The organism is Sphingobacterium yanglingense (assembly GCF_004363245.1).
Classification (GTDB): Bacteria; Bacteroidota; Bacteroidia; order Sphingobacteriales; family Sphingobacteriaceae; genus Sphingobacterium; species Sphingobacterium yanglingense.
In genome coordinates this window covers 366,345-379,434 of sequence record NZ_SNYV01000014.1, presented here as the reverse complement: position 1 = coordinate 379,434, position 13,090 = coordinate 366,345, and the positions used below count along the sequence as shown (strand labels likewise).

Annotated in this window: 12 protein-coding genes; 9 read left to right on the top strand and 3 right to left on the bottom strand. The window is 37.9% G+C overall.

Annotated elements, in window-relative coordinates; genetic code table 11:
* Positions 1-136: 136 nt before the first annotated feature.
* From CLV99_RS12805 to coaA, 8 genes are all read left to right on the top strand, one after another.
* Positions 137-2,344, top strand: coding sequence for a RelA/SpoT family protein (locus tag CLV99_RS12805; protein WP_133584893.1), 2,208 nt, complete (start codon positions 137-139; stop codon positions 2,342-2,344).
* Positions 2,345-2,430: 86 nt separating this feature from the next.
* Positions 2,431-2,925, top strand: coding sequence for a Fur family transcriptional regulator (locus tag CLV99_RS12800; RefSeq protein ID WP_133584892.1), 495 nt, complete (start codon positions 2,431-2,433; stop codon positions 2,923-2,925).
* Between the two features lie 236 nt (positions 2,926-3,161).
* The gene (locus tag CLV99_RS12795) at positions 3,162-4,436 is read left to right on the top strand and encodes an adenylosuccinate synthase (RefSeq protein WP_133584891.1); all 1,275 of its coding nucleotides are present in this window, start codon (positions 3,162-3,164) and stop codon (positions 4,434-4,436) included.
* A gap of 3 nt (positions 4,437-4,439) precedes the next feature.
* Complete coding sequence (locus CLV99_RS12790) at positions 4,440-5,723, top strand: anthranilate synthase component I family protein (protein WP_133584890.1); 1,284 nt, start codon at positions 4,440-4,442, stop codon at positions 5,721-5,723.
* A 104-nt stretch (positions 5,724-5,827) separates the two neighbouring features.
* Positions 5,828-7,057, top strand: coding sequence for a nucleoside recognition domain-containing protein (locus CLV99_RS12785; protein ID WP_133584889.1), 1,230 nt, complete (start codon positions 5,828-5,830; stop codon positions 7,055-7,057).
* Positions 7,058-7,171: 114 nt separating this feature from the next.
* Positions 7,172-7,552 (top strand): methylglyoxal synthase, encoded by a 381-nt coding sequence (locus tag CLV99_RS12780; RefSeq protein ID WP_133584888.1) that lies wholly within the window; start codon positions 7,172-7,174, stop codon positions 7,550-7,552.
* Entirely contained in the window at positions 7,545-7,949 is a 405-nt protein-coding gene (locus tag CLV99_RS12775; RefSeq protein WP_133584887.1) for an OsmC family protein, read from the top strand. The genes CLV99_RS12780 and CLV99_RS12775 overlap by 8 nt, the downstream gene beginning before the upstream one ends.
* 56 nt (positions 7,950-8,005) lie before the next feature.
* Entirely contained in the window at positions 8,006-8,962 is a 957-nt protein-coding gene (gene coaA / locus CLV99_RS12770) for a type I pantothenate kinase (protein ID WP_133584886.1), read from the top strand.
* Here the strand turns inward: coaA and CLV99_RS12765 are convergent.
* On the bottom strand, positions 8,943-9,818 hold the full coding sequence (locus tag CLV99_RS12765) for a mechanosensitive ion channel family protein (protein ID WP_133584885.1): 876 nt from the start codon (positions 9,816-9,818) through the stop codon (positions 8,943-8,945). The genes coaA and CLV99_RS12765 overlap by 20 nt on opposite strands.
* Positions 9,819-9,951: 133 nt before the next feature.
* Here CLV99_RS12765 and CLV99_RS12760 point away from each other — a divergent pair, with 133 nt between their 5' ends.
* Positions 9,952-10,905: an acetyl-CoA carboxylase carboxyltransferase subunit alpha gene (locus CLV99_RS12760; RefSeq protein ID WP_133584884.1), complete on the top strand. Its 954-nt coding sequence runs from the start codon at positions 9,952-9,954 to the stop codon at positions 10,903-10,905.
* A 46-nt stretch (positions 10,906-10,951) separates the two neighbouring features.
* Here the strand turns inward: CLV99_RS12760 and CLV99_RS12755 are convergent, their stop codons facing one another.
* Both CLV99_RS12755 and CLV99_RS12750 read right to left on the bottom strand, forming a co-directional pair.
* Positions 10,952-12,202 carry a thioredoxin family protein gene (locus CLV99_RS12755; RefSeq protein ID WP_133584883.1) on the bottom strand — a complete coding sequence of 417 codons (1,251 nt, stop codon included), beginning with the start codon at positions 12,200-12,202 and terminating at the stop codon, positions 10,952-10,954.
* Positions 12,203-12,316: 114 nt separating this feature from the next.
* Positions 12,317-13,033, bottom strand: coding sequence for a class I SAM-dependent methyltransferase (locus CLV99_RS12750; RefSeq protein ID WP_133584882.1), 717 nt, complete (start codon positions 13,031-13,033; stop codon positions 12,317-12,319).
* Between the last annotated feature and the right edge of the window lie 57 nt (positions 13,034-13,090).

Genomic DNA, 13,090 nt, shown 5'->3' with positions numbered 1-13,090 from the left:
TTATAGATTCAGTAAAAAAATCTCTATTTATTCGTATATTTATATTATACAAAGGTTAAAAACAGTATAGTTTTCATCCCGTAACTATAAAAATACAATTTTTGATTGAAACTACGAAATTAATTGAAAGGTTCTTATGGCAGATTATGTGATTGATATTGAGGCGGAAAACAAAGAAATAAGAAAACGATATAGAGCTTTATTGAGGGCCTGTAAGCCAACTTTGCAAAAAGGTGATAAGCAACAAATTCGCATGGCCTTTGACCTCGCGCTAGAAAGCCACAAAGACATGCGTAGAAAATCGGGAGAACCTTACATCTATCATCCTATTGCAGTCGCACAGATCGCAGCAGAGGAAATTGGTCTAGGTACTACTTCTATTGTGTGCTCACTGCTGCATGATGTGGTGGAAGATACCAGCCTAACATTGGAAGATATAGAAGCTCAATTCGGCAAAAAGGTTGCGAAGATAATTGACGGTCTCACTAAAATATCTGGCGTTTTTGACCCCAATAGTTCAATGCAAGCGGAAAACTTCCGAAAAATGTTATTGACACTAGCTGATGATGTTCGCGTAATACTCATTAAACTGGCAGACAGACTACACAACATGCGTACAATGGAGTTTATGGCTAGGCATAAACAACTCAAAATAGCTTCTGAAACCAGCTATTTATACGCACCACTAGCCCATCGTTTAGGTCTTTATGCAATTAAATCTGAACTGGAAGACCTTTCGATGAAATATACGGATCCAGACACCTACAAATTCATCGCAAAAAAGCTGAACGAAAAAAAGGCCGAACGCGAGCGCTTTATCTCCAATTTCATAGCACCAATTAATGAAATACTAATTGAACAGGGTATAAAAGCAGAGATTTATGGCCGTCCCAAATCAATACACTCAATATGGAATAAGATGCGTAAGAAATCTATTCCTTTTGAGGAAGTCTATGACCTTTTTGCAATACGGGTGATCATAGACTCTGAATACGAAAAGGAAAAGACAGAGTGTTGGAAAGTATACTCTATTATCACGGACCTATATAGACCGAATCCAGACCGACTCCGGGACTGGGTCTCTACCCCCAAGGGAAATGGGTACGAATCACTACATACAACGGTAATGGGGCCAAAAGGGCAATGGGTAGAGGTACAGATCCGCACAAAAAGAATGAATGAAATTGCGGAAAAGGGATTTGCTGCGCACTGGAAATACAAAGAGTCTAACTCGGACAATGGGCTTGATCAATGGATACAAAAAGTTCGGGATATCCTTGGAAGCCCAGAGCAAAATGCACTGGATTTTCTAGATGATTTCAAAATGAACCTTTTCTCTGATGAAATATTCATTTTTACGCCAAAAGGAACCTTAATACAACTACCGAATGGAGCTACGGCCTTAGACTTTGCTTTTGAAATACACTCCGATATAGGAGCTACATGTATTGGAGCCAAAGTAAATCATAAACTTGTTCCGCTAAGTCATCATTTACAAAATGGAGACCAGGTAGAGATTATAACATCAAACAAACAATCTCCAAAAGAGGATTGGCTTAACTTTGTAGTTACCGCGAAAGCTAAATCCAAAATACGTTCTTCTTTGAAAGAAGAGAAAAGAAGGGTCGCCGAAGAAGGTAAGGAGATACTTGAACGAAAGCTCAAATCGTTAAAAATCACCTATAACACGGATAATATAAATAAAATAGCTAATTTTTTTAAATTTCCGAGTTCACAAGAGCTTTTCTACAACGTTGCCAAAGGGGCGATCGATATCAAAAACTTACGGGAATATGCGGCAAGTGAAAAAATACATGACAATAATAACAGTCAGTTTACTTCGCATATCTCCGGACTTGTCGAAAAGATTAATAAAAAAGACAGTGACACCATACTCATTGGCGATGATCTACAAAAAGTAGATTACACGCTAGCGCCTTGCTGTAATCCTATACCTGGTGATGACATTTTTGGTTTTTTAACAGTCAATGATGGAATAAAGATCCATCGTACCTCCTGTCCAAATGCATCAAAACTAATGGCTAATTACGGCTACAGAATATTAAAGGCGCAATGGGCATCATCTCAGATAGAGACATCATTCCTCACGGGAATCCGTATCATTGGAATTGACGATGTGGGCCTTGTGAACAAACTTACTACGGTAATTTCTCAAGAATTTAAAATCAACATCCGATCCCTATCTATCTCAAGTAATGAAGGAATTTTTGAAGGTAATATCATGGTACATATAAATAATCTAGGTCAATTGGATAATCTCATCAATCACCTAAAACTTGTCAGTGGAATAACCAGTGTAACACGGTATGAATCTGAAAATTAATCATATGATTATCAGTTTTTTTTATTATGCTATAAATAGCGTAGAAATTGGTAAATTTGTTTAGGTGTTAATCCTTATATAAGAAAATGAATCAAGCTGAGAACTACAGTACAGTAAAAAAAATATTTGAAGCTTACTTAGAAAACAAAAGTCTAAGAAAAACTCCTGAACGCTATGCTATTCTAGAGGAAATCTATTCGCGTACCGATCATTTTGATGTAGAGTCACTCTACATCCATATGAAAAACAAAAAATACCGCGTGAGCAGAGCTACAGTGTACAATACCTTAGAGCTTTTGGTTTCTTGCGACTTAGTGACCAAACATCAATTTGGTCGTAACATGGCGCAATTCGAGAAATCCTATGGCTATAAACAACATGATCACGTCATTTGTATAGAGTGTAATAACGTTGTTGAGTTTTGTGACCCACGCATCCATCAGATACAAAGTATGATTGGAGAGCTTCTTAAATTTGACATAAAACACCACTCTCTAAACCTCTATGGTGTATGCCAAGCTTGTCAAGAAGCTAAAGACAAAGAAAACAAGAAAGTAGATACAGAAGTAATTTCAAATTAATTCTCCAACCTTTATTTTAAATAGTATTTTTGTTCGGAAAATTGGCAATCAATTTTCCGAACTTAGTTTTTACAGTCACCGTTTATCAATCAAAACTATATGTTGATAGACTTTCCATAAGTATTTGGAAATGGCTCTAAATTCACTGTGCACGCTAGGTGTTATACAGTGTCAGAGCTGGGTACGTTATTTTAGTTTTTTAAAAAATTCAATTTTAATCTCAAAATAAATACGCTATGCAAGTTGATGTGCTATTGGGCTTACAATGGGGCGATGAAGGAAAAGGGAAAATAGTGGATGTATTATGTCCACAGTACGATTTAATCGCTCGTTTTCAAGGAGGCCCTAATGCCGGACACACTTTAGAGTTTGACAATAAAAAATTTGTTTTAAACACTATCCCTTCAGGTATTTTTAACCCTAAGACCTTAAACTTAATTGGAAACGGAGTTGTAATCGACCCTATCATCCTAAAAAGAGAGCTTGACAATCTTAAGTCAGCTGGTTTTGATCCTGTAGGAACAGGAAAACTGGTCTTAGCCCGAAAAGCACACTTAATCCTTCCGACGCATCAACTTTTAGATGCAGCCTCTGAATCAAAAATGGGTGCAGGAAAAATCGGTTCTACATTAAAAGGAATTGGGCCTACTTACATGGATAAGACAGGTAGAAATGGCCTACGTGTGGGAGATACTACACTACCTGACTTTATGGAGCGTTATGAAAGATTAAAAGAAAAACATCTAAGTATCTTAGCGCATTACGGTGAAGTTCCTGATTTTAAAGAACGTGAAGAAGCATTTCTTGCGGCGATTGAATTCTTAAAAACGATTCCGCATGTGGACTCTGAGCACCTCGTCAACCAATATCTGAAAGAAGGAAAGAAAGTTTTAGCAGAAGGTGCACAAGGTACATTATTAGACATCGATTTTGGTTCTTATCCATTTGTTACCTCTTCCAATACAACAACAGCTGGAGCTTGTACTGGCTTGGGGATCGCACCAAATAAAATTGGAGAAGTCTTAGGTATATTTAAAGCTTACTGTACTCGTGTAGGCGGTGGACCTTTCCCAACAGAATTGGATAACGAAGTTGGTGAGCAGCTGCGTCAATTAGGCCATGAATTTGGAGCGACGACTGGTCGAGCAAGACGTACAGGCTGGATTGATATTCCTGCATTAAAATACGCTATCATGCTAAATGGTGTTACGGAACTCGTAATGATGAAAGCCGATGTACTCGATACTTTTGAAAAAATATATGCATGTACGCACTACAATTATAATGGAGAAGTAATTGATTACATGCCGTACGATATCAATTCGATCAAACCGATACCAGTTTTGGAAGAAATTGAAGGTTGGAACCAAGACTTAACTGGTATCCGTTCGAAAGAGGAAATACCTGCAGCATTGGCAAACTATATCGCGTATTTAGAGAAAGCACTTGAAGTGCCAATCAAATATCTTTCTGTAGGTCCTGATCGTACACAGACAATTGTTTTAAAATAAAAAATGGCAACAGCCATATTTGAAGTAGACAGATTACCGTTCGTTGCTAAAGCTTTACAGTGGGCGCAGCAATTCGAACAATTCTGCCATCTTCAATCGAATGAGTATACAAACGAATACAGTTCAATCGAAGCACTATTAGCTGTAGATGCTTCCGATGAGTTTAAAGCTACAGATCATAAAGTCTTTAACGACTTAGAACAATTTAGAGCCAAGTACCCTAATCAATGGGTGCTTGGTTTTTTTAGTTATGACTTAAAAAATGAACTGGAAAACCTACATACCACATTTCCTGACCCATTAAACTTTCCAAACGCCTATTTTTTTGTCCCTAAAACAATCATTAGATTTATAGGGGAAACTGTAGAAATTGAAGCTACCGCACCAGCACAGATTCATCAATCCATATTAAATACAGTTTTAGATACCAGATCTGATGAAGGTAAAATAGCACAGGTAGAGGTCAAAAATAGAATGTCTAAAGACGAATATCTCAATACATTTGAGAAAATGATGTTGCATATCAAGCGGGGAGACATTTACGAAGTAAACCTCTGCCAGGAATTCTATGCAGAAAACACGGTCATCGATCCAATACTCACTTATGAGCGTCTTAACAAGGTATCTCCTACCCCCTTCTCCACATTCTTCAAATTAAAGGATAAATACATCATTTCGGCCTCTCCGGAACGCTTCCTTGCAAAAAGAGGAAGTACATTAATTTCTCAACCGATTAAAGGCACAGCTCCACGTGGGAAGAGCTTAATGGAAGATGAACGGATCAAAACTGAATTAAAAAACAATCCAAAAGAAATCGCAGAAAACATCATGATCGTGGATCTAGTCCGTAATGATATGACACAATCTGCAGAACCTGCAACCGTAATAGCTGAAAAACTTCTGGAGGTTCAGACCTTTAAACAGGTGCATCAACTTGTCTCTACCATAACTGGCTTACAAAGAAAAACCATCTCAGACATCAAGGCAATAAAAAACCTATTCCCTCCGGGGTCCATGACCGGTGCACCAAAGGTAAGTGCAATGCGTCTTTGCGACAGTTATGAAAGTAGTAGGCGTGGAGTGTACGCTGGAGCAATAGGATACTTTGCTCCAAATGGAGATTTTGACTTTAATGTTGTCATCCGTACTATTATTTACAATCATACGAAACAATACCTATCCTTTCATACAGGAGGAGCTCTGACTTTTAATGCCCTAGCAGAAGATGAATATAATGAATGTCTGCTAAAGGCAAGTGCCATAACAGCAGTGCTCAACGGAGGCTAAGAACCTACGCTAAATTCTTTTCGGAAACGAAACTTGGAGCGTCAAAATCATTCTTGGAAGAATCTTTCATAAACCTTACATTTACGATTAAAATCAATAATTATATGGCACTAAATTACGTATGGGTTTCCTTTTTTTTGATCACTTTCGTTGTCGCTCTAATAAAGCTAATCGGTGGGGATACCGAGGTGTTCCAAAACATTGTAAAGTCTTTATTCGACAGTGCAGCAAATGGCGCAACAATCTCCTTAGGTCTAATCGGAATGATGACTTTTGCATTGGGAATTATGAAAATTGGTGAAAAAGGTGGAATGATAGCCGTATTCGCTCGGATTGTAGGTCCTTTTTTCAACAAATTATTCCCTGAAATACCTAAAAACCATCCGGCCTTAGGGTCTATTTTGATGAACTTTTCTGCTAATGCCCTTGGCTTGGACAACGCAGCCACTCCACTAGGGTTGAAAGCAATGAAGGAACTACAGGAGTTAAATCCCCAAAAGGATACTGCTTCGAATGCACAGATCATGTTTATCGTCTTGAACGCGTCGAGCTTAACACTCCTTCCTATTTCCATTATGGCTTATAGACAAGAAGCTGGTGCAGCCCAACCGTCCGACGTTTTCCTTCCTATATTAATTGCTACTTTTTTTTCTACACTGGCAGCTTTAATAATGGTGTCCATTTATCAAAAGATAAACCTCTTTAACAAAACCATATTACTATATCTAGGATCTTTATCCGTTGCTATAGGGGGACTACTTTATTATTTTTCTACTCTACAACAGGAACAAATAGAGGTTATTTCCTCTGTGGTCGGAAATCTCACTCTTTTCTCTCTCTTTGTTTCATTTATCGCACTAGCTTTCTACAAAAAAATAAATGTTTATGATGCTTTTATTGAGGGAGCTAAAGAAGGTTTCAGTGTAGCTGTCAATATTATCCCTTACCTGGTTGCTATACTAGTAGCTATTGCAGTATTTAGAGCCTCAGGTACAATGGACTACCTTGTTGATGGCATTTCGTACCTAATTGCTAAACTAGGATTCGACACCTCATTTGTGGAAGCCTTACCTGTAGCCTTTATGAAACCCTTAAGTGGATCAGGAGCCAGAGGACTTATGGTAGACCTTATGGCAGCCAAAGGAGCAGATGAATTTGCTTCTCGTGTAGCTTGCGTCATACAAGGATCAACAGAAACTACATTTTATGTCTTAGCAGTCTATTTTGGTTCCGTCGCTATTAAAAACACAAGACATGCACTCCCTTGTGCTTTAATAGCAGAATTTATCGGAGTAATAGCTGCTATTATAGTTGCTTATATTTTCTTTGGGTAACCCCAAGATTATAAAGTAACACTTAGAAACACCGTTGAACTACCTATTGTCTTTAAATCTTACCTATAGGATTTAAAGACAATAGGATACATATAAAAAAGAACAACAATCCTTATGAAAACAATTGCTTTAATAGCCCATGACGGAAAAAAAGCGGAAATGGTAGCTTTCGTAAAAGATCATATAGAAAATCTGAAAAATGCTAACCTGATAGCTACGGGCACTACAGGAACCTATGTAAAACAAACTGGACTGCAGGTCGAGCTTAAATTAAGTGGTCCCAAAGGCGGAGACGCACAGATAGCTGCCCTAGCAGCAGAAGGGAAAATAGATGGAATAATTTTTTTTAGAGACCCGCTTGGTAAACATCCCCACGAACCGGACATACAAATGTTGATGCGAATCTGTGACCTGTACAATGTCCCGTTAGCGACTAACCCAGGCACAGGAACACTTATCATAGAGGGATTATTAAACGATCAAAAAAATGACTGACGAAGTAAAAGTAAGTATTGGGAAGGAAAAATATAAAACAGAAGTAAGCATTAATCAGCATCATCTTATAGCTGATGAACCCACAGAAGTTGGAGGAACTGACCTTGGCCCCAAGCCCACAGCCTTCCTATTATCGGCACTCGGTACCTGTAAAGCAATGACCATGCGAATGTATGCAGACCAAAAGCAATGGCCCTTAGAATCTATAGAAATATCCTTATCCAGCGAAGTTGTAAAAAGTACTCAACAACAGACTACCTACATTCGCTGTATCATTAAACTATATGGGGATCTAGATGATATGCAAAAAGAACGAATTCTAAAAGTGGGTGATAAATGTCCTGTACAAAAAATACTCAGTAACCCTATCATTATTGAAAGCAACATGCTACAATAAATTTACAGTTAATTTGACTTAAGGATATTATATTTGCGCCATAAATAAAGTTAATAATGTCGTCATCACAAGAGGAACTCATATTAAGTAGCCCTTACCAACAATTCGAAAGAGAAGAATGGAAGGATTTAAATGGACAGTTTAATCTAAATCTGGAATCTACAGATATAAATTCTCTCCATGCACTTAACGAACCTCTGAATATGAAGGAAATCGAAGAGATATATTTTCCTTTAGCTCACCTGATCGAACTTCATATCAAAAACCATGATACTATTCGTGATGACAGCAATTCTTTTTTCCAAAGAAACCAACAAAAGCTCCCTTTTATCATCGGTATAGCAGGGTCCGTTGCTGTTGGTAAGAGTACAACAGCTCGCGTCCTGACCAAAGTACTCTCTCTGCTGCCGCATAAACCCAAAGTAGAACTGGTAACTACAGATGGATTTCTCTTCCCTAATAAAATTCTTTCAGACAAAAATATAATGAATAGAAAGGGGTTCCCGGAGAGCTATGACACGAAAAAGCTCCTTCATTTCCTATCGGCTATAAAATCGGGCACACCGCAGGTATCTGTTCCAATGTATTCACATCTAGAATATGATGTATTGCCAGAAGAAGAACAAAAGATTGTCGAGCCAGACATTCTCATATTAGAAGGTATTAACGTATTACAGGTCAACTCTCAAAAAGGGCAAAACAACAAAGTATTCGTTTCCGATTTTTTTGATTATTCAATCTATGTTGATGCTTTAGAAAAAGATATCATCTCTTGGTATGTTAATCGTTTTGAATCTTTACGAGCGACAGCATTTCAGGACCCTACGTCTTACTTTCATAAATATGCTGATATGAGTCTTGAAGAGAGTAGAGATATGGCAATTCAAATATGGAATGAAATCAACAAACCTAATCTCCATGACAATATACTTCCTACAAAGTATAGAGCAGATCTTATCTTACAGAAGGGTTCAGATCACTTTGTCGAAAGCATTAAAGTCCGGAAGATTTAGTCTGCCTGTGTTTAAATGATAAGATATACTTAAGTATTTCATTTTCGATGCTTTTGTGAAGCTTATTGCTGCTACTCACGGCGTATAATTCGATCTTATAGCGCACAAAGTCTTTTCCGATTTCTATAACTTCCAAATCAAGTTCATTGTTAGAGGCTAGATTAGGATGGTTTCTTAAAGTATCACGAATATCCCTTTCCAACTCATCGACAGATACATTAATAGCTAGGGGCAATTCAAACTTTACTGCAAACAGATTGGAACGATGGGCAGACAAGTTGACCATAGGGTTTGTGAACACTAAATTATTAGGTATCATCACGATATCATCTTCATCATTCTGCAGCTCAATATTAGCAAAGGTTATATCAACGATTCGCCCCTTCTGGTCTCCTACTTTAATTCTATCTCCCACCGAAAGCTGCTCCGAAAACATAATAAACAGGCCGCTAAGCATATTGGTAATATAATCCCTAAAAAGCACCGCAATTGCCATGGCAACAATAGTAAGACTTGTTAAAAACTCTATAGGCTTTATCCCAAATGCTATCATCAAAGCTATAATTACAAAAACAGCATTTAACATCGCTGTAACTCTATTTATCCCCAGGACAAAATTACCCCGTACCGCCTTCTTTGCATGCCGCACATTGTAAAAAGAGATGATAACAAAACGTATAATAGAAACAATTATACTCGGCACCAAGAAAAAATAAAAACCTCTTACTCCCTGATACCACCACGTAAGCTCATCTTCAGTAACTGTATTGAAGAAAAAAGCTATCGTCATCCCTAAAAGAATGATTTTGATAATAAATGTAAAAGGAAACTTGCTGCCCTTATTATTGTCCACCATTTTATGTCATTTGTCTAAAGAGGTCTAATCTACTAATTTTTGAACAATTGCAGATACTATTAAAGCATAAAACCGTTTTAGAATCCCCTAAAAATACACTAACTTAGCCGACCTAAAACGAAAGTTTTTTTATATGGAAACAACATTTGATTTTGAAAAGCCAATCGCAGATTTGCAAACTCAGATAGAGAAAGTTCATCAAGTCGCAGAGAAAACGAAAGTTGATATGAGTGCTACGATTCGTGAACTTGAAGAAAAGCTAGCGGAAACTACTGTCGGCGTATACAAAAATATGACGGGATGGCAGAAAGTACAGATGTCTAGACACCCCGAAAGACCCCAGACATTCGACTATGTCGATATGATTTGTGATGATTTTGTTGAGCTACATGGCGACCGTACAGTCAAAGATGATAAAGCTATTATTGGCGGATTTGCTTCTATAGGCGGAGAATCTGTAATGGTTATTGGACACCAGAAAGGTAAAAACACCAAAGAAAGACAGTATCGTAATTTTGGTATGGCCAATCCTGAAGGCTATAGAAAAGCGCTTCGTCTAATGAAAATGGCTGAGAAATTCAACAAGCCAGTGATTACGCTTATCGATACCATGGGGGCTTACCCAGGACTTGAAGCAGAAGAACGTGGTCAGGGGGAGGCAATAGCCCGTAATCTACTGGAAATGTCTGTGCTTAAAGTGCCGGTAATATGTATTGTAATAGGTGAAGGTGCTTCTGGTGGCGCGTTAGGGATCGGTATCGGTGATCGTGTCTATATGATGGAAAATACTTGGTATTCGGTTATTTCCCCAGAATCTTGTTCTTCTATCCTTTGGAGAAGTTGGGATCATAAAGAACGTGCAGCTGAAGCTTTAAAACTAACGGGTAACGATATGCTCGCCAATGGACTGATTGATGGTATCATCCCTGAACCATTAGGTGGAGCTCACCAAAATCCAGAAGAAGCAGCGAACAATCTAAAAGAACAGATTTTAAGTGATCTAGCGGTTCTAAAAGCTAAAAATCCAGATACACTTGTCACTGAAAGAATTGACAAGTTTAGCAAAATGGGCGTGGTCCATGAATAATAAAAAAGCCTCAGTTGTACTGAGGCTTTTTTATTATTACCTATACTTAGTTCCATGTAGGCTGACCAGCCTTCATCTTTTCTAGAGTCCCTTGGTAATTTTCCTTTTCACCTGCTGCGGCTAAACTTAAAGCTTTTTCTTGCCATTTAATAGCATTTGCTTTATCGCCCGATTTGTATAAAAGGTTCGCATAGGTATCTATAAACATAGCCTGCTCTCCACCTTCTAAAGATTTTTTACTCCAATTCAAAGCAGACTTGATGCAAGCAGCGTCTTCACAGTTTTCAAAAATAGTCCATGCAAATGAATTCAACATATCGGCCGAAACAGCTTTTGGATTTACCGTCAAATAATCGTTAACAGCATCCTTAAAAGCTGTCCAATTTTTCTCTCTGGCAAAATATTGGGCTTTGGACATTGCTATAGGACCTCTCATATCGATATAAGGATGTGCCTGTTCTATTTCCTTCTGGAGTGCGACAAAATCTATAGCCCCAGATGCTCCTCTACCCATTTTAGGCTGAATCAACTCTCTAGACAATACTCCAGCCAAAACATCATTACTGCTTTTCGCCTTATTGCTTTGGGCTAACAGCTGATCCACTTTCTTCATATTATCCCGAATTATACCGTAAGATACACTCTTGCTGGATGTGGCCCCTTGCACCAATAAATCAATATTTTCTGCAGTCAAAACTCCAGACACCCCCACATTATCCACAAACGCGTCAATAGCCTTACTAGCAGTTGCTTCATCATAAGCTGACTCAGCTGCTTTCGCTAGACTCTTAGCGACTTGAGCATCCTTCGGATTAGCCTCAAACTTCTTAATCAAAGTAACATACTGTGTTTCCGGATTCAATCCTTCCTTTGCTCTAGCAATAAAAGCATCAGCTTCCCCACCTCCGACCATACGGTGTACGAGTTCACCCTCAGGCGAAAAAATTAAGAATGTCGGATAAGCCCGTACCTCATAGTCCTTCCCAAAGCGTTTCGCTTCCTCATACCAGGATTTTACATCTTCGGAATCTTGTTTTGTTTGGTCCATCTGAAGCTTTAAATTTACAAAGTTGGCGTTAAAAAATGTACCGACACCCTCTTGAGGAAATACATTTTCAGACATCCATCGGCAAGGCCCACACCAGGTTGTAAAACAATCCACAAAGATGTGCTTATTCTCGGCTTTGGCCTTCGATTTAATTTTTTCCCAATTGCTATTGTGCTCAAAGTGAATCCCTTTTTCCTGCCCCATCGCCAAAAATGGGATGATAAAAAGCAGTGCTAATAATTTTCTCATAATGTCTAATTAGTTATCAAATAAGTATTTTCAAAGCAATTTAAATCATTTTTATACACGAAGCATAATGAGACCGAATAACTTAACAAAAAATAACACTCTACGATTAATCGCTTACTTGAACGCCACAAAACTTGCAAAACACAAATTCTTATGCAAAACATCAATTTTTGTAAAACCAACCTCCTTAAGTAAATCTAACTGATACATAAGCGACCTTGGACTATCCTCCTTTTCTATATACTTAAACACGTGATCTCGATAAGCCTCATCTTTTAATGATTCTAGATACGATCCATATTTTTCATGATAAATTAAGTCTTGTAATACTGGATCAGCCTGTTCTACCAAATCAAAAATCCATATACTTCCTCCTTCTTTTAGTAAATCATAAAACCGGACAAAGGCATTCTTCCAATCCTCATCATCACGGAGATGATGTAACACTGCCGTCGCAATAATAACATCAAAACTTTGTGGTTCTAAACGAACTGTCCTGAAATCTCCTTGTAAACACGTCACCTTTCCCCCTACATTGACCGAATCGATGCGTTCTTTTGCTTTCTTCAGCATTGGTTTACTCAAATCAACTAAGGTAATATCCAACGGATGTATATGAGTCAATAACTGAATATCATAGTTTCCTGCACCACAGCCTATGTCTAATACCTCTCTTAAGTTAGGATAAACTCTCGCTATTCCCTGTGCAAACAGTTGCATATTAAATGTAGCGTCCAACGTCGTCTGTTGTCCCGTTTCTAGTTTAGAAAAACGTTCAACATCGTTGTCAAAACGTTCTTCAATTTCTTTCAATGTAGATTTTTCCTTCATATTATTCAAAGCTACCGAAGTATATAATACCTTAAAAATACTATTTTTGTTATTTAT